Raw genomic sequence first — 19,044 nt, 5'->3', positions numbered from 1 at the left:
ACGTGTGGAAAGTAATGATTATCGACGATGATGATAAAGTGTTACGTGGAATGAAAAAAATCATTCCTTGGAAAGATTTATCGTGTCAATGGGTCGGTGAAGCGAGAAATGGTCAAGAAGGATACGAGTTAATTAAACAAGAGAGACCAGACCTGATTATCACTGATATATATATGCCTGTTTTAAATGGATTAGAAATGATCGAAAAAGTTAGAAATGAAGGAATCAATTCTAGAGTGATCATATTAAGTGGATACAATGAGTTTGAATATGCTCGTCGGGCGATGCGACTAAATATTGATGATTATTTGTCCAAACCAGCCTCACCAGATACGATTAAAGAAGTATTAGAGAAGAGTGTTGAAAAGTTAGAGAAAGATAGTATTGAGGAAATTGAAATATATGATTTACGAGAAAAAGTAACCTTGTATGAACCGTTAGTAGAGAAAGAATGGATTAAATCGATTGTGACTGGGACAAATTCTAATTTAACTAATTTACCGTTAAATGTTGATAAAATTACTGATAAATGGTCTAAGCAAAAGCACGTGGTGATGACAATAACTTATGATCAAACACTTGAAAAATCTTCTTTTTATCGATCGGATTGGTATATGTTTCGATTCACAACAAAAAATGTCATTAAAGATTCAGTACAAGAACTATTTGATGATATTCATTATATTGAGCTTCATAGCCATCAAACAGCGATCTGTCTTCATCTCAATAATGAGGTGAAAGATGAGGTTGAAGATTTGCTTCATGAATTAAAAGAACGACTTGTGACGAAATTTAAGAAATACTTTCACATACAATTGTTAATTAGCACTGGAGGAGTCAAAGATAGTTGGTCAGAATTAGCTGATTCGATGAAAGAAGCTTTTGCGAAACTGTCTAACCAGAGTAATCAAGATTATCAACAGACTGCAATAATAGAACAAAATCCTGAATTCACCTTAATAAACAAAAACCAGAAGACATTATGGTCTGACTCAATGAAAGCCAATCAAGAAATGTCAGAGGCGATAAGGTATGCGGATGAAAAAGGTGCATCAGCAATTATTAACAAGATTTATGAACAGAATAAAGAATCCCCTTTCACGCAAAACGAGGGTGTTCGAATTGGAATTGAAATATGGACGATTATGACATATTCTCTTTATGATATTGGAATTAAGATTGATGAGATGTTTTCAGACGATTTTGATTTTCATAAGGAGTTGTCTGATAGTACAAGTTGGTTAGATTTTAAAGACTATATGTGTCGTATCGTAAACCACATTTGTGAGAATCAACAGTGGGACGAGAACTTGAAACATCGGCAGCTAGTAGAACAAATGTTGGATTATATTCAGAAGAATATTAGTGAAAATATTACGCTTCAAGATATCGCTGATGAGTTATTTATCTCACGGAATTATTTAGGACAAATATTTAAAAAAATTGTTGGGGAATCATTTAAAAATTATTTAACTAGAGTAAGAATGGAAAAAGCTAAAAAAATGATTCAAGAAGGTCATTATTTAATATATGAAATTTCAGAGAAAGTTGGATTTATTAACCCAGCTTATTTTACAACAACATTTAAAAAATATTGTGGGTACACTCCAACTGAGTTAATTAATCGTAAAATGGCTTCTAGCAACTTGTAATTAGTGTCTACTGAACTATTAATCGTATAGAACAGAAAATGCCACCAAATCTTCGAAAATTTGGTGGCATTTTCGTGTTCAAGAAAAAAGTGAAGCCGGAAGTGATCATTTTGTTAACGGTAAAAGGAGAAAGAGTGTAAAGTAGGACAAATAACTTCTAGTAACTGAATGAATGCAAAAAATGATGATTGTCGGAAAAATGATAACGCTTTATATTTAGGGAGCAAATATAAAGCAAGTAAAAGAACTAAAAATGGAGGTAAAACATTATGAGTAAAGAAAAACAGACGGCTCGTCAGATGGAGAACCTTGATCGTGGACTAATAGCGATGAAAGTAGAAGAAGGTGTTTATTTAAGTTGGCGGTTACTAGCAACTGACGATGATCAAATCGAATTTCAGCTTTACCGAAATGACGAAAAAATAACAACCGAATCTATTAAAACGAGTACAAATTTTTTAGACGAGCAGGGTACAACGGATTCAGTATATCAAGTAAAGTGTATTGTTCAAGGAGATGAAGTGTCCAAATCAAACAAAATAGAAGTGTGGGATACAAATTATTTACCGGTTCCTTTGAGAAAACCAGAGGGAGGCAAAACTCCGGATGGTATTGAATACACTTACAGTGCAAACGATGCAAGTATTGGTGATGTTGATGGTGATGGAGAATATGAAATTATTTTGAAATGGGACCCTTCTAACTCTCATGATAACGCTCATGAAGGTTATACAGGAAATGTCTATATTGATACATATAAACTTGATGGGACATTTTTATCAAGGATAGATCTTGGAAGAAATATTCGCGCTGGTGCTCACTATACACAATTCATCGTTTATGATTTAGATGGAGATGGAAAATCAGAAATCGCTTGTAAAACAGCTGATGGAACAATTGATGGTGTAGGAAAAGTGATCGGAGATAAAGAAGCAGATTATCGGAATGAGAAAGGCTTCATTCTTGAAGGACCAGAGTTCCTCACTATATTTGAAGGAGAAACAGGGGCTGAACTTGTCACGACTGATTATGACCCTCCGCGTGGAGATGGTGCTGACTGGGGAGATGAAGAGGGAAATAGAGTCGATCGCTTTCTAGCCGCAGTAGCCTACTTAGATGGACAACGGCCTAGTCTAGTTATGTGTCGAGGATACTATACTCGAGCAGTACTAGCAGCTTATAATTGGCGTGATGATGAATTAACTCACTTGTGGACATTTGACAGTAAAAATCCAGGGTATGAGGTCTATGAGGGGCAAGGAAACCACAGTTTGGCTGTCGCAGATGTTGATAGAGATGGAATGGATGAAATCGTCTATGGTTCATGTGTGATTGATCATGATGGTAAAGGACTATACTCGACAAAACTCGGTCATGGCGATGCTATGCATGTGGGCAATTTAAATCCTCAACGCGAAGGATTAGAAGTCTTTCAAGTACATGAAAACCCATCAGACAATGGAATAGAAGTACATGATGCAGAAACAGGAGAAATATTGTGGGGGATCCCATCAGAGAATGATATCGGCCGAGGCCTCGCAGCAAATATTGATCCGAGGTATAAAGGAGTAGAAGTTTGGGGGTCCGATCACTGGCGAGATGGGGGATTTGGCTTATATAACGTGAATGGGAAAAAGATTTCTGATATAACACCTCCTTCGTTTAATTTTGCTATTTGGTGGGATGGCGATTTATTGAGAGAATTATTGGATCATGATTTAGAAGTTGACAGCGGTGTAGGTGTTGGCAGAATAGATAAATGGGATTACAAAAATGAACGCCTAAACAATTTACTTATTGCCTCAGGAACAAGATCAAATAACTTTACAAAAGGTAATCCTTGCTTGCAAGCAGACATTTTTGGTGATTGGCGAGAAGAAGTAATATGGAGGTCAGATGATAGTACCGAGCTAAGGATATACTCGACGACAGACGTAACTGACCATAGGATATATACGCTTATGCACGATCCTATCTATCGATTAGCTGTTGCTTGGCAAAATGTCGCATACAATCAACCGCCGCATCCTGGATTTTATATTGGACCAGATATGGAAAAACCACCAACTCCAAAGATATACTTTCCGGAAAACGTCAAAGAATTGTAACAAATGAAAGAAAGATGCTTACATGAGTAAAAATCTCATTTCAATTTGGATAATTCTATGATATGATCGAACCATAATGAACCTTTTCGAACATAAAAGGAAAAGAGGAGTGGGATTGAATGGGAGAGCAATTTGAATTAGAAGGAAAAGTCGCTGTTGTTACTGGTGCGTTACAAGGTCTTGGTCAAGGAATGGCTTTAGGTTTGGCTGAAGCAGGAGCAGATATTATTGGCATTAGCCATATTGAACAATCTGAAACAAAACAGAAAGTTGAGTCACTAGGACGTAAATTTTTCGATATGCCTGTAGACCTTTCGAAGCAAGAAAATCTGAGTGCTGTCGTTGAAGAAGCGATTAGTAAAATGGGTAGAGTAGATATTCTTATTAATAATGCAGGAATGATTCGAAGAGAATTTGCAGAAAACTTCACCGATAAAGATTGGGATGATGTTGTAAATCTTAATTTAAATACTGTTTTCCGATTATCAAGAGATTTTGGTAAGCATATGATTGAGAATGGCTCTGGGAAAATTATTAATGTTGCTTCGATGTTATCGTTTCAAGGTGGAATAAAAGTACCGGCTTATGCTGCGACAAAACATGGTGTTGCTGGGTTAACAAAATCATTCGCAAATGAATGGGCAAGCAAAGGTGTGAATGTTAATGCGATTGCGCCAGGTTATATGGCAACAGAAAATACGGCTCCACTTCGAGCAGATAAAGAAAGAAGTGCAAACATCTTGTCAAGAATTCCAAAGGGAGAATGGGGAACACCTGAAGATTTAAAAGGACCTGCGGTTTTTCTAGCATCAGAAGCGTCTCGTTATGTAAATGGACATATTTTATGTGTTGACGGTGGATGGATGGGCTCTTAAGAAGAGGTTTATCTAGTAAATTGTAAGAATAAATAAAACGGTGAAAGACGCTGTCCAATGTGACAGCGTCTTTTGATATGTTAGAATCACTTCCCACTTAACGCTTAGTATAACAACCAAGGTCTGAAGTTGATTTAGAAATAGGAAATGAAGTTTGCGAGTTTGATAAAGTTGATAGTAAAATAAACTAATAGTAATTAATCCGAGGAGGGAATAATTTGAATGTAAAAAATATATATTGCGTCGGAAGGAACTATGCAAAACATGCAAAGGAACTAGGAAATGACTTACCATCGAAACCTATGATTTTCAGTAAACCAACGCACTCTCTCGTAACTACTAATGGACAAAGGGTTGAACTTCCAAAAAATAGAGGGAGCATTCATTATGAACTGGAGCTCGTTTTTCAATTAAACCGTTCATATGAAGTGGGGATGTCCCCGGAAGATTGTATATCAGAGATGGCGTTGGGAATTGATTTTACGTTAAGAGATGAACAAGAAGAGTTGAAAGAAAAAGGTCATCCTTGGTTTGTGGCGAAAGGTTTTCGAAATGCTGCACTAGTTACGCCATTTTTTCCTTTTGAAGGCATTGACAAATTAAACCAATCGACTTTTACGCTTGAAATTAATGGGCAGAAGGTTCAGGAAGGAGATCCGAACGAGATGATTTTTAATTTAGGTGCTATCCTTAACTACTGTTCGGAAACTGCTGGTCTCAGTGCAGGTGATCTATTGTTCACTGGGACTCCAGAAGGCGTAGGGGAGATTCAGACGGGTGATGAATTAAAAATGTATTTTAATCAAGAAAATAAAGGTGCCGTAAAAATTATTAAGTGAAATCAATTTCATAATTTAGAGCGCTTGTCTCATTTTCCTAAACGAAACAGTCAGTATATAAAAAGAAGGTGCCACCACAAAATCTTTGGTGACACCTTTCTTTTGAATTAGATGAACTGTGGAAGATGCTCTTTGTGAGCTTCCATCATTTCGTCTAAAATAATTTTTGCTAGTGTGTCAGATGGGACGAGCGGATTGATTGTCATTGCGAGTAAAGCTTTATCATAATCACCAGTTACAGCAGCTTCTGCAGCGACTCTCTCGAAAGATTTAATTTGTTGTACGAGTCCGCGTACAGATACGGGAAGATCTCCCACGGCAATTGGTTTTGGACCACTTTTTGTGATGATACAACTTACTTCCACTGCAGAATCATCAGCAATACTTGCGATTGCCCCTTTATTTAATGTGTTCACAGGTTGCACGTCTCCACGATCATTGTGAATAGAATCGATCAAATTGCAGGCAGCATCACTATAATATGCACCACCTCGTTTTTCAAGTTGCTCCGGTTTTTTGCGTAACTCCACATCTTTGTAAAGTTCAAATAACTCTGTTTCAAGCTTTTGAACAACTTCCGCTCTTGTTCCCTTTTCTTCAGCATTTTTTAATTCTTCTGCAAGCATTTCATCCGTTTTGTAATAATAACGGTGATAAGGGCAAGGGAGCATATTTAATGCTTTTAAAAATCCTGGTTCCCAGCCTAAATCGGAGATATTTTTCATTGTCATCGATGTGTCACCAGATGTCATTTTTTCAATGACCATCTTTGTAACATTTTCGCCATCCAAATAGATATTCAGTCCATACACCATATGATTTAAGCCAGCGAAATCGACTTCAACTCTGTCTGGTTTGACGTCTAATGCCTTTGCAACACCCATTCTCATCCCGACGGGCACGTTGCATAAACCGACAACTTTATTCCAATTTGAGTGACGGTAAATCGCCTCTGTAACCATTCCGGCTGGATTAGTAAAGTTGATTAACCATGCATCAGGACAATATGTTTCCATATCCTTTACGATATCTAAAATGACGGGAATTGTACGTAATCCTTTGAAAAGTCCTCCAGGTCCATTTGTTTCTTGACCAATCACACCGTGTTTTAGTGGTATTCGTTCATCTATTGCACGAGCTTTAAGTAATCCTACACGGAATTGTGTCGTAACAAAGTCAGCATCTTTCAAGGCTTCTTGCCTATTAAGCGTTAAATGAATCTTCATTGGAATGCCAGCTTCTTTTACCATTCTTTTAGCAAGGGAGCCTACGATATTTAACTTTTCCTCCCCTTCTGGAATATCTACAAGCCATAGTTCGTGGACGGGAAGAGTGTCATAACGTTTTATAAAACCTTCAATAAGTTCTGGGGTATAACTAGAACCTCCACCAATTGTAACTATTTTAATTCCTTTTTTTTCAGTCATATTTAAAATCCCCTTCTCTTTTAGTTGATTAATACCCTATACATAAGTACATGATCATTTGTATAATAGAATGTAGCCGTAAAGATAATCCGAATAAAGGACGTTGACTGATATGTTTACTACGAAACAACTTACGAGATTTTCAGAATTGGACTCACATTTGTATCAATATATTTTGGCCAATAGTGAGAAAGTCACATTTATGAGAATTCGTGAACTTGCTGAAGCCACCCATGTATCGCCGACGACAATTTTAAGGTTTTGTAGAAAACTCGATTGCGATGGGTTTTCTGAATTCAAAACGAAATTGAAGCTTTATTTAAAGAAGAATGATACAACGTTTATCCATGATTCGTACGAGACAATGAATGAATTTCTCGAGCGGACATTAAAGACGGATTACCAAAGTAAGATTCAGGATGTTGCAAGTCAAATTGCCCAATCTGAACACGTGATTTTTCTCGGAACAGGGAGTTCAGGTATTCTTGCAGAATATGGGGCACGATATTTTTCGAGCTTAGAGAAATTCTCACTGGCGATCAATGATCCATTCTTCCCTATGCATGGAAAGTATATGAAAAATAGTACGGCCGTCATTTTATCTGTCTCAGGTGAAACTGCTCATATCATCTCGCAGCTCCATCGGTTACGAGAAGAAGGAGCTGTGATTGTTAGTATAACGAATACAAAAACGTCCACTGTCGCACAATTGTCTGATTATTCGCTTGCATATTACATAAATACGGAATTTATTAAAAAAGCGAACATTACCACGCAACTACCTGTTCTGTATTTAATCGAAATGTTAGGTAAAGCAACATACGAATCTCTTCATAAGTTGTGACGGCTCATTCTCTTGAAGCTAACCTTAGTATTTATTATTTTCAGTCGATCGTAAAGGGATTTAGAAGTTTTAGAATAAAGAATGACAAAAAGAAACGTGTTCCTTTTTAGGAACACGTTGTTTTATTTCTGATTGGAAAGGTAGTTTATCGCTGATTGAGCTAATATTTTAGTCCCGATAGGTAACATCGTTTCATCAATATCAAATTTCGGGTGGTGATGGCCGTACGTGTTCCCTTTTTCACCGATCCCAATAAAAAAGTAACAGGCATTCGCCTTATTTGTATAGTGAGCAAAATCTTCTCCACCAAGACTTTGTTCAGCCTCGACAATTTGATTTTCAGGTAGAAACAAAGTTGCTTGTTTTTTAACGAAAGCTGTAAGATGTTGCTCGTTCAATAACGGAGGTTCGCCAACTTGGTAATTCCACTCATAAGATGCTTGAAAAGATTTGCAAACTCCATCTAAAATTGTTTTAATTGTTTCTTTGAAAAAATCTTGGATATCGGGGTCAAAATAACGAACTGTCCCGGTAAAAAAAGCCTTATCAGGGATGACATTGTAACTCGTACCCATCTTTAATTCACCAATACTTAGAACTGCAGGTTGATGGGGATTGATCTGTCTACTTACAATGCTATACAACTGCTGAATTGCATGTGTCGAGACAAGAACCGGATCAATTGTTAAATGAGGCATGGATCCATGACCGCCTTTCCCTTGAATGTTCACTTCGAAACGATCAGCCCCAGCCATAAGTGGTCCTTCACGAAAGCCAACCTTTCCTTTTTCGAGAGGTTCCCAAAGATGACAACCTAAAATGGCAGAAACATCATCAAGGCCTCCTGCTTCGACGATTTGTTCCGCCCCACCTGGAACGGTTTCTTCAGCGTGTTGGAAAATAAATCTTACTGTACCAAAGAGTTGTTCACGGTTCTCTGATAGCAGTTTGGCTACACCAAGTACAATGGCCATATGACCATCATGTCCACAAGCATGCATGAAACCTGGATGTTTTGATGAAAAAGGAAGGTTTGTATCTTCTGTTATTTCCAATGCATCCATATCTGCTCGAATAGCAAGGATTGGACCTTGATTAGTAGCTCCATGTAGTTCAGCGATAACATCCTTTCCTGTATAGGAAGTCGTTTCATAGTTCAAATCATTTAAACATTGCTTAATGTATTCTCTAGTTATTTTCTCTTGATGAGATAATTCAGGATATTGGTGAAGGTGACGTCGTTGTTCGATGATCCACTTTGTTAATGATTGACTAACTTGAAGTTGATTCCTCACATTAAACACCTTCTTTACAATCGATATATCCGTATCCTATCATATAAAAGTTTCCAGTGAACCTTTTACTTTATATTTTCTGCAGCAAATAATAGAAAGGCCCCGCATTTAGCGGGGCCAGTTAGTATAATTATATAACTCCAATGGCGCTTAAGAAAATTAGGAATATTGCTACTGGAGCGAAGAACCGGAGAATAAAGATCCATATGTTCCCAATAGGGGTGTTTCCAAAATCAGAAGCGTCCAATACCTCGGCTTTATTCCAGCCCCATCCAACGAATAAGGCAATTATCAAACCGCCGATTGGCAGGAAGACGTTTGAAGCAATGAAGTCCATCGTATCGAAAATATCTCTACCAAAGATGACAACATCTGAGAGGATACCCATTCCTAATGAAGATGGGATACCTAAAATGAAAATGATGAAACCGATAAAAATCGCGGCTTTTTGTCGTGACCACTGAAACTTGCGCATAAAATAAGCTACTGCGACTTCCAAAAGAGAAACTCCTGAAGACAACGCCGCTGCAGATAACAAGAAGAAAAACGCAAGTCCAAACAGTACGCCACCAGTCATATTATCGAAAATTTCTGGTAGTGTAACAAACACAAGGCCAGGACCGTCATCCGGCGCAATTCCGAATGCGAAAACTGCTGGGAAAATCATTAGTCCGGCAATTATTGCGAAAACAGTATCCAAGCTAGCTACACTGACTGCTGCGCCGGGAAGCTTGTGATCTTTCGATAAATAACTTCCATAAGTGATCAGTGCGCCCATTCCTAGACTTAAAGAAAAGAAGGCTTGTCCAAGCGCTGCCAAATACACTTCTGGGTCTCTTAGAGAACTCCAGTCAGGTGAAAACAAGAAATTAAGTGCTTCACGTGTGCCACCAAGAGTCATACTGTACCCAGCCAAAACAATCACTAAAACTGCTAATAAAGGCATTAAGATCTTGTTCGATTTTTCGATTCCTTTTTTTACTCCAACATAGACAATTCCTACAGTGAATGCCATAAAGATAAACTGCCAGATAAGTGGTTGAAGAGGGCTAGTAATGAATTCTCCAAAATAGCCTCCATAGCCACCTTCCGTTCCTAGAGAAGGTCCACCAGTAAAATACTGAACAAAATAATGGAGTGACCAACCTGCGACAACAGAATAGAATGATAATATAATGAATGCGGAAGCAACTCCTAATATCCCAGCTAATACCCAGGGTTTTCCTGGAGCGAGCGTTTCAAATGAACCAACGACGTCACTTTGTGCACGGCGCCCAATAGTAAATTCAGCCATTAAAATTGGAACTCCAATTGCTAGAATACATAATATATAAATTAATAAGAACGCAGCGCCACCACTTTCTCCTGTTACATAGGCGAAACGCCAAATATTACCAAGACCAACTGCGGATCCCATTGCGGCTAAAATAAAGCCTAGTCTAGATCCCCATTGCTCTCGTCCTACTTTTAAATCACTCATAAAACTTCCTCCTTTAAATCGATAACGTACAAAATAATGCAAGTAAAACTATATCATAATTACTTTTTATTATGTCCGTTTATTTTAATTTATTTATGTATATTTACTGCTATATGGTTAAAAAGGTGCTATTGTAACTTTCTGAAGTAATAAGTAATTGTCAAATCGTACGATTCATGAGAAAATCCACTTAACAGAATATTCAAAAATTGTATAGGGATTTTGTTATTGGTTAAATGATTCCCGACTGTAGAAGTGTATTATTACACCTGTTCTCGTGGTGGACCTTTCATTTTTTAACAATTTTGCGGGGACTTAAAAGTATATTAAAGTTGAAAGTGGGGGATCAATATGACTTTAACAGCAAATGATATTATCCAATTGCCTATTATGGAATCTGCAACTTTGAAATCCGGAACAGATTTTCTCGATCAAAGAAATATTGAATGGATTTCGGTCATCGAAATGCCTGTCGAAAATTTCGTCAGAGAAAATGAGTTTGTGTTAACAACAGGCATTGGTTGTCATGGAGACCCACAGTTGTTAGAACAGTTTGTGAAAGACGTGATTCAATCAGGTGCTTCGGCACTAGGATTTGCTACTGGGAGGTATGTATTTGATATTCCAGATCGGATTATTAAACTTGCGATAGATCATGATTTCGTTATTATTGACATTCCCTGGGATATTCGTTTCGGAGATATTATGCAAATGGTATTAGAAAAAATAAATCAGAGAAATAAATCAGAAAGGCAACAAACAGAGGAAATTAGACAAGAATTAATCAATGATGTTTTACAGAACAAAGGACTTCAAGAAATTGCAGGAGCTCTTCATAAACACATCGGACTGCCAATCGTTATTACAGACTATACAAGGCAGGTTAGAGCTTCTCAAAAAGTTAATAACAAGACCGTAAAACATTTTCAAAACAGAGAGATGAAGCCTGTTGAACAATCGAATGCGTCAAATATGTCCTTTATCGAGCACCCACTTTATCCACATATTGAAGAGTATATAGTAGATCAGCAAACTTGGTTTCAGATCTTGATTGCAACGAATCACCGTAAACAAGGGTTTTTATGGTTCCAACTTGATACAAACAAGCAATTTAGCTGGTTTATGATGAATATTCTAGAACACACGCTTACTGCTTGTGCTTTGTATTTTTTGAAAGAAAATGCGATTGAAATGACTGAAATTCGTTTGAAAGATAATTTTATTCTGCAACTCGCAAAGCAAAAAAATAACGAAAAAGATCATATGAATTCCAAGGCCGAATTGCTTGGGTATGATTTAAGCCTCACATATATATGTATTGTTGGTGATATCAGATTAAGGGAAGAAACAGCTTCTTTTCCGAAATTCAAAAAAGATAAACCAGTCACGTCTTCCTTGCAAAGCTTGAACTATTATATTCAAAAGGAAATTAATAATGCTGCGCTGTTGCTTGGTAGGAAAACAATGGCGACGTTTGATGAAGGAGAAGTCATTGTTTATTTAGAAACGGATCATCATTTGCATACAGAAACGGCAAATCAATTTTTAGATACGATTGAACGAAGGTTAAATGAATTACTTACGGAAGTAGAACTTTCGTGGGGGATTGCGGCACATAAAAATGAGACTGATGGGTTCCATGCGAGTTACTCAGAAGCAAAAACTGCGTTGGAAATTGGAAAACAAAACGTTGGACCAGGAGAACGAACGTTTTTTAAGGACACGAGAATTAATCGCCTTCTGATGACTATTTCAACGGATGAAAATATTAAAAAAATTGTTAAAGACACAATTCAACCGTTAATAGATTACGATGAAAAAAGGCAAACTGATCTAGTGCAGACGTTTATGGCTTATAATAAAAACAAGGCGAATGTAAGCCAGACTGCACGAGCGTTGAACTTGCATCGGCAGTCACTACTTTACCGATTACGTAATATTGAATCGCTCACGCAACTGTCATTAGTCAATGCTGATGATGTCTTTTTACTAGAATTAAGTATTCGACTTTGGATGTTGAGGAAAATTGAATAGCTTTGGTTCTGTTCCTATCGCTAAATTTTCATTCTCTAAAATAATGGTTAACTAATTGCACCGCATTTGCGGTGCTTTTTGTTTTATATTTTTATATACAAAAATTTTTTTATGGTGTCTTTTTTGCCGTTTAAGTAGATTTATTACTAAAGTTATTATAGAAATGTGTATCAATCATCTAAAATAATTTCATACACTTTGCACATTACAAATATTTGTTATATAACATATACTGAATGTAATAACTAAATATTCTGAATATAAGAGAGGTGGAAAAAGATGCTACCGTTTGATATTTTGGAATATCAAAAGAGGATTCATGAAACAAAGCGAAGGATGGAGAGGAAAGGCATAGAAGTATTGTTAATTACAGACCCAGCGAATATGAATTATTTAACAGGGTATGATGCATGGTCATTTTATGTTCATCAAATGGTGGCGATCGTCATTGATGAACCACAGCCGCTCTGGTTAGGAAGGCACCAAGATGCTAATGGTGCTAGAGCTAAAACGTGGATTTATGATGAAAATGTCATTGCATATCCTGACTATTATGTGCACTCGGGTATACACCATCCAATGGATTTCATTGGTGAAATTATCAATCAAATCGGTCATGGTAAACGAAAAATTGGCGTCGAAATGGATAACTATTATTTTTCTGCGAAGGCGTTTGACAGACTAAAGAGAGCTCTTCCAAATGCTACCTTTTTAGATGGCGATTTAATTGTAAATGATGTGAGATTAATTAAATCGGACCAGGAAATTGATTATATGAATATTGCTGCTCAAATAGCTGATCAGGCGATGTATCAAGGAGTCGAAAGTATCCGAGCAGGGGTTCGTGAGTGTGATGTTGCGGCAAACATTTACTATCATGTCGTATCAGGTACAAAAGAAAATGGTGGGGATTATCCATCGATTGTCCCACTGTTACCTTCAGGTAAAAATACAGGTATACCACATTTGACATGGACAGATCGCCATTTTAAAGAGGGAGATTCAGTCATTGTTGAACTTGCAGGTTGTTATAAACGCTACCACGTCCCGCTTGCCAGAACTGTTAGTATAGGAGGCCCATCGGCAAATCTTGAAAACTTAGCTCCTATTGTTGTAGAAGGGGTAAACGAAGTATTGCAAGCTGCAAAACCAGGGTTAACTTGCGGAGAACTTGAGGAAGTTTGGAGAAAGAGCATTGGTCGTTACGGTATTGAGAAGGAAGCTCGGTTGGGCTACTCAGTTGGACTAGGATATCCTCCAGACTGGGGAGAGCATACGGCGAGTATTCGAAAAGGCGATCCAACCGTCTTGCAGCCGAATATGACTTTTCACTTAATCCCGGGTTTATGGTTTGATAATTATGGAATTGAAATTAGTGAAACATTTAAAATTACGAAACAGGGTAGTGAAACATTTACGAAATATCCAAGAGAACTAGCGATTAAACATCCCTTTATCATCCACCAGCATGAAGGAGAAATCTCATAAAGTTAGTTGTGAAGGCTCTTAACTATAGCAAAATTTTTTCGAGAATAGTTAAATAAACAGTTACGAGGAGGCATCGACATGAGAGAACCAAGAATGTCTACAAAAGCCATTTGGGCAGGCGAAAAAGATTATTTAGCCTTTGGGGCAACACAAGTTCCGGTCGTTCACAGTGTATCGTATGGATATGAGGATATGGATGAGTGGTATGAAGTTGCGATAGGTAATAAAAAGGGGCACATTTATGGAAGAAATACAAACCCAACGGTGGAAGCTTTTGAAGACAAAATTCGAATTCTTGAGGGTGCAGAAGCGGCAACAAGTTTTTCGACTGGAATGGCAGCGATTAGCAATACATTAGGAACTTTTCTATTCCCAGGAGATCGGGTTGTATCGATTAAAGATACGTATGGAGGAACAAACAAGATATTTTCTGAGTTTTTACCTAAGCAAAACATCGATGTCTCCCTTTGTGAAACAGGAAATCATGAAGCGATTGAAGAAGAAATTGCTAAAGGGTGCCAAGTGCTCTATTTAGAAACTCCAACGAATCCAACGGTGAAGATTACTGACATTGAGAGAATGGTGAAAGCGGGAAAAGCAGTCGGTGCGATAGTGATTGTTGATAATACCTTTGCTACACCAGTAAATCAAAATCCATTAGATTTTGGGGTCGACTTGGTCATTCACAGCGCAACGAAATATTTAGGTGGGCATGCAGATGCTTTAGGAGGATCACTTTGTGGTTCGAAGGAACTTGTCGAGCAAGTGTATCATTATCGAGAAATTAATGGTGCCACATTGGATCCAATGGCAGCATATTTACTATTACGTGGGATGAAAACGTTGAAGCTGCGAGTTGATAAACAGAACCAAAATGCGATGATGGTTGCTGAGCACTTGAAAACAATTGATGGTGTTGAAGCGGTATTCTATCCAGGACTTCCAGAGCATCAAGGTCATGAGATTGCTAAAAAGCAAATGAGAGGTTTTGGAGGCATGCTAAGTTTTTCAGTAAAGGGTGGAGTAGATACGGTTCGCCATTTGTTACCAAAACTAAAGTTTGCTAACAGGGCTGCGAATTTAGGTGCAGTTGAAACGATCGTTGGTCCATCACGAACGACTAGCCATGTAGAATGTACGCCAGAAGAACGTGCAGCGATGGGAATTCCGGAAGGCCTCATCCGATATTCCGCGGGTATTGAGGATATAGAAGATTTACTTGCTGATTTAGATCAAGCGTTTCAAGCACTTCCTGAAAACCTTTTTGTAAGATAATGACGTAGAAGTATTCTGAAATTATTGCAATCAGCTTGAGATCTCGGAGGTGAAAGTGCATATGAAAATAGCTTTTATTGGGTTCGGTGGAGTTGGGCAGGCATTAGTTAAACTTATCCGTGATCGTCGTCAGCAGCTTTTGAAAGATTTTGGGATGGATTCAACGGTAGTCGCAGTTTCGGATGTGATGAAAGGGTCGGTTTATGACCCAAATGGATTAAATGAAGACCTACTTTTGGAAACTCTTGCGACTCACAACAATCTTGATTATTATCCTGATACCGCCACAACGGTGAAAGGCATGGATAGTATTCGAACGATTAAAGAGACGAATGCAGATATGATTGTGGAGGTAACATTTACGGATGTAAAAACAGGTCAACCGGCGATTGACCATTGTAAGGCGGCGTTTGAGAGTCATAAAAGTGTTGTTACGACAAATAAAGGTCCGGTAGCGATAGCATACCAAGAATTGGCGGGGTTAGCGAAGAAACAGGATGTATTTTGGGGTTTCGAAGGGACTGTGATGAGTGGGACACCAGCTTTACGGTTGCCTTTTACAACACTAGCAGGAAATGAAATTAGTGAAATTAGCGGGATCTTAAATGGAACAACGAACTTCATGCTTACAGAAATGGAAAAAGGCTTGAGCTATCAGGAAGCGTTAAGCTTAGCTCAAAGTAAAGGTTACGCAGAAGCGGATCCAACAAGTGACGTTGAAGGGTACGATGCAAGATATAAAGCAGTCATTCTAGCTAACGTCGTTTTGGGAACAGCACTACAAGCTGCTGATGTAACTTGCGAAGGAATCACGCAATTGACTGGGGAACACTTGCAAGAAGCGATAAGTAATGGGCAACGTTGGCGATTAGTGGCAAGGTTAACAAAAGAGGGCGATTCAGTGAAAGCTTCAGTTAAACCAGAATTGCTTGCTAAAGACGATCCTTTAGCTAATGTCAGTGGAGCACTAAATGCAATAATTTATACATGTGATTTAGCTGGGCCGATCATGTTGACTGGAGCGGGAGCCGGCTTAATGGAAACAGGATATTCGTTACTAATTGATCTGATTCACTACCAAAAACAAAAAGTACTAATCAAACGATAAGAAAGGTGGTGCATCAAGCATGAAAACGAAAATACGAGAAGAAAAAATGTTAATTGCAGGAGAGTGGATTTCAGGGGATAAAACTTTTCAAGTGGTTAATCCGCAAAATAACCAAGTGATTGCCAATGTTCCATCGGCTTCTCCTCAAGATATGATTAGGGCAATTGACGAGGCAGAAGAGGTGTTTCAACATCTTTCTTCATGGGCAACCCATGAACGAATCAATGTATTGAATCGGGCGGCGGATTATATTGAAGAACATCATGAAACCTTTTCTGAAACAATCGCTTTAGAAGGAAGTAAAACGATAACGGAAGCACGAGGAGAAGTGAAAAGAACCGCTCAAACTCTTCGAATAAGTGCAGAAGAAGCTAGGAGATTGAAAGGAGAAACGATCAACTTTGATCAAAAGGAAGGAAGTGAAAACCGGGCTGGATATCAGTATCGATTTCCGATCGGAATCATTGGAGCGATTACGCCTTTCAATGATCCATTGAATTTAGTCGCTCACAAGGTAGGTCCTGCACTTGCTGCTGGAAATCCAGTTATTGTAAAGCCTGCGTCGATGACACCATTGAGCGCGTTGCTTTTAGCAAAAGCATTTGCACATGCCGGGGTTCCAAAAGGGTTTTTGTCTGTTGTAACGGGTTCTGGACGCGAGATAGGCGAGCCGCTGGTGACGAGTCCTAAAGTTAAGATGATTTCTTTTACGGGTGGTTTAGTAGCCGGTGAAAAGATTGCTCATCAAGCAGGGTTGAAAAAGATTAGTATGGAGTTAGGTTCAAATTCACCTGTCATCGTATTAAATGATGCATGTTTGTCTGAAGCGGTCACGGCTTCGGTATCGGGCGCATTTTCAGCAGCAGGACAGAATTGCATTGGTGTTCAGAGAATCTTTGTTGAATCATCCGTGTATGATAAATTTCTTCAATCCTTTGTTGAACGGACGAAAGAATTACAAGTAGGAGATAAAATGAGTGAATGGACCGATATGGGGCCAATGATTGCGGAAAAAGAAGCGATGCGTGTAGAAGATTGGGTACAGGAAGCGGTATATGATGGGGCAGTCATCGAAGCAGGTGGAAGAAGAGATGGTGCTTTTTTCGAGCCGACGGTATTATCAAATGTATCCCACCATTCGATGGTCTATAAAGAAGAAGTATTCGGGCCTGTAGTAATTATTGAGCCAGTAAAAGGTTTGAAAGAAGCAGTGAAATATTCGAATGAAGTTGATTATGGCCTACAAGCTGGGATTTTCACGAAAAATTTGGATCATGCATTTTATGCCATTCAGCATCTTCATGTAGGTGGCGTAATGGTGAATGATAGCAGTGATTATCGGATAGATGAAATGCCGTTCGGAGGCGTGAAAGGATCTGGTTTAGGTCGAGAAGGAGTGCGACACGCAATGATGGAAATGTCTGATCCAAAAGTGGTTTGCTTCAAGTTGAGTCAACCATGGGGAGCATAAAAAAAGCTGACTGAACAGGAATGTTCAGTCAGCTTTAGTTGTATGTTGCCATGTTTCTAGATAGGGGGCAATAGAAGAAAGGAGCAACTTGAACACTTCGCATGAAGTATTGGAGAAGTTTGTGCCCAAGAGGAAGCAACTTGAGCAGTACCCGTGCGAGATCCCCAAAAAATAATGCACAAAAAAAGTGACCAGCCAGGAGGTTTAGTCAACAACCTGGCTGGTCACCTCTTTTGTGGTTTAAGATAGATCTATTCAAATAAGACGTTACTTATCATCATTGTACCAAATCATTGCAACTGTTCCTTCACCAGCATGGACACCAATGGAAGAACTAATTTCACCGATAAAAATATCTAGGTTAGGGAACTGTTCCTTCACTTTTGTTTTCAACTGATGTGCCTTATCGAGCACATTTCCATGCATAATTTGTACTTGGTCAATGCGAGATTTTTCATAAGCGTTGGCAAGAAGTTCTAGCATACGTTTAATCGCTTTCTTTTCAGAACGAACTTTTTGAAATAACTCAAATTCTCCTTGTGAAGTAATTCGAATGATCGGCTTGATTTGCAAAATGTTTCCAAGTAAATACGACGTACCGGACATTCGTCCACCTTTGTAAAACTGTTGAAGGCTTCCCAATAGTATATAATTTTCTGAACGCTTTGCTCCATCTTGTAATTGTTGTTGGATCTCTTTTGCCGATTTTCCTTGCTCAGCTAATACCATGCCCTTTTGAATAAGTGTAGTGATCGCATAAGACATCGAATAAGAATCAACAATTTCTACATCGAAACCGGCCATTTCTTTACCAGATGTGGAACTATCGATAGTGCCACTCAATTTGCTTGAGATATGAATTGCTACAGCTGAATCATAATCTTCTTTTAATTTTCTATATAGTTCTTCAAATTTACCAGAAGAAGGTTGTGATGTCTTGGGTACTTCTTTCTCTGAACGGATTCGTTTGTAAAGTTCTTCTGTTGTTAAGTCAATGCCATCATCAAAAGCTTGTCCGTCAAAAATAATGGCAAGAGGAAGAACGTAAACATCAGGATGTTCTAATAGTTCCTTCGTCATATATGCAGTGCTATCGGTTACCCAGGCAATTTTTTTCTTTGTCATGTGCTCAGCTCGCTTTCTGAAAA

Annotated in this window: 14 protein-coding genes; 10 read left to right on the top strand and 4 right to left on the bottom strand. The window is 38.3% G+C overall.

Features of this window, described 5'->3' with window-relative positions:
* The first annotated feature begins 2 nt into the window (after window positions 1-2).
* The 4 genes from ACM26V_RS11790 to ACM26V_RS11775 all read left to right on the top strand — a co-directional run bounded on the left by ACM26V_RS11790 (window position 3) and on the right by ACM26V_RS11775 (window position 5,474).
* Entirely contained in the window at window positions 3-1,652 is a 1,650-nt protein-coding gene (locus ACM26V_RS11790) for a response regulator transcription factor (protein WP_416151604.1), read from the top strand.
* 299 nt (window positions 1,653-1,951) lie between these two features.
* Window positions 1,952-3,760, top strand: a complete 1,809-nt coding sequence (locus ACM26V_RS11785) for a rhamnogalacturonan lyase (RefSeq protein WP_416151866.1) — start codon at window positions 1,952-1,954, stop codon at window positions 3,758-3,760.
* 119 nt (window positions 3,761-3,879) lie between these two features.
* The gene (gene kduD / locus ACM26V_RS11780; protein WP_416151603.1) at window positions 3,880-4,635 is read left to right on the top strand and encodes a 2-dehydro-3-deoxy-D-gluconate 5-dehydrogenase KduD; all 756 of its coding nucleotides are present in this window, start codon (window positions 3,880-3,882) and stop codon (window positions 4,633-4,635) included.
* A gap of 218 nt (window positions 4,636-4,853) precedes the next feature.
* Complete coding sequence (locus ACM26V_RS11775; RefSeq protein ID WP_416151602.1) at window positions 4,854-5,474, top strand: fumarylacetoacetate hydrolase family protein; 621 nt, start codon at window positions 4,854-4,856, stop codon at window positions 5,472-5,474.
* A 107-nt stretch (window positions 5,475-5,581) separates the two neighbouring features.
* Here ACM26V_RS11775 and ACM26V_RS11770 read toward each other — a convergent pair whose 3' ends face one another.
* Window positions 5,582-6,901, bottom strand: coding sequence for a 6-phospho-beta-glucosidase (locus ACM26V_RS11770; RefSeq protein WP_416151601.1), 1,320 nt, complete (start codon window positions 6,899-6,901; stop codon window positions 5,582-5,584).
* Between the two features lie 112 nt (window positions 6,902-7,013).
* Between ACM26V_RS11770 and ACM26V_RS11765 the strand changes: the two genes are divergently transcribed.
* Window positions 7,014-7,745 carry a MurR/RpiR family transcriptional regulator gene (locus ACM26V_RS11765; protein WP_416151600.1) on the top strand — a complete coding sequence of 244 codons (732 nt, stop codon included), beginning with the start codon at window positions 7,014-7,016 and terminating at the stop codon, window positions 7,743-7,745.
* A 122-nt stretch (window positions 7,746-7,867) separates the two neighbouring features.
* Here ACM26V_RS11765 and ACM26V_RS11760 read toward each other — a convergent pair whose 3' ends face one another.
* Window positions 7,868-9,040: a M20 metallopeptidase family protein gene (locus ACM26V_RS11760; RefSeq protein ID WP_416151599.1), complete on the bottom strand. Its 1,173-nt coding sequence runs from the start codon at window positions 9,038-9,040 to the stop codon at window positions 7,868-7,870.
* Window positions 9,041-9,170: 130 nt separating this feature from the next.
* Window positions 9,171-10,520 (bottom strand): sodium-dependent transporter, encoded by a 1,350-nt coding sequence (locus ACM26V_RS11755; protein ID WP_416151598.1) that lies wholly within the window; start codon window positions 10,518-10,520, stop codon window positions 9,171-9,173.
* Window positions 10,521-10,871: 351 nt separating this feature from the next.
* On the opposite strand from ACM26V_RS11755, the gene ACM26V_RS11750 reads away from it, so the two are divergent.
* The 5 genes from ACM26V_RS11750 (at window position 10,872) to ACM26V_RS11730 (ending at window position 17,896) form a co-directional block, all read left to right on the top strand.
* A complete protein-coding gene (locus ACM26V_RS11750) occupies window positions 10,872-12,554 on the top strand; it encodes a PucR family transcriptional regulator (RefSeq protein ID WP_416151597.1) in 1,683 nt (560 codons plus the stop codon).
* Window positions 12,555-12,833: 279 nt separating this feature from the next.
* A complete protein-coding gene (locus tag ACM26V_RS11745; RefSeq protein WP_416151596.1) occupies window positions 12,834-14,042 on the top strand; it encodes a M24 family metallopeptidase in 1,209 nt (402 codons plus the stop codon).
* A 78-nt stretch (window positions 14,043-14,120) separates the two neighbouring features.
* Window positions 14,121-15,317, top strand: coding sequence for a cystathionine gamma-synthase family protein (locus ACM26V_RS11740; protein ID WP_416151595.1), 1,197 nt, complete (start codon window positions 14,121-14,123; stop codon window positions 15,315-15,317).
* 61 nt (window positions 15,318-15,378) lie between these two features.
* Entirely contained in the window at window positions 15,379-16,425 is a 1,047-nt protein-coding gene (locus tag ACM26V_RS11735; RefSeq protein WP_416151594.1) for a homoserine dehydrogenase, read from the top strand.
* A gap of 19 nt (window positions 16,426-16,444) precedes the next feature.
* Window positions 16,445-17,896 (top strand): aldehyde dehydrogenase family protein, encoded by a 1,452-nt coding sequence (locus tag ACM26V_RS11730; protein ID WP_416151593.1) that lies wholly within the window; start codon window positions 16,445-16,447, stop codon window positions 17,894-17,896.
* A gap of 267 nt (window positions 17,897-18,163) precedes the next feature.
* Here the strand turns inward: ACM26V_RS11730 and ACM26V_RS11725 are convergent, their stop codons facing one another.
* Window positions 18,164-19,021 carry a DegV family protein gene (locus tag ACM26V_RS11725; protein WP_416151592.1) on the bottom strand — a complete coding sequence of 286 codons (858 nt, stop codon included), beginning with the start codon at window positions 19,019-19,021 and terminating at the stop codon, window positions 18,164-18,166.
* Window positions 19,022-19,044: the final 23 nt, after the last annotated feature.

The sequence above is a fragment of the Salipaludibacillus sp. HK11 genome (assembly GCF_047795645.1).
Taxonomy (GTDB): Bacteria; Bacillota; Bacilli; order Bacillales; family Salisediminibacteriaceae; genus Salipaludibacillus.
Note: the sequence above shows the minus strand (reverse complement) of the source record. Positions and strands in the feature narration are given on the sequence as shown.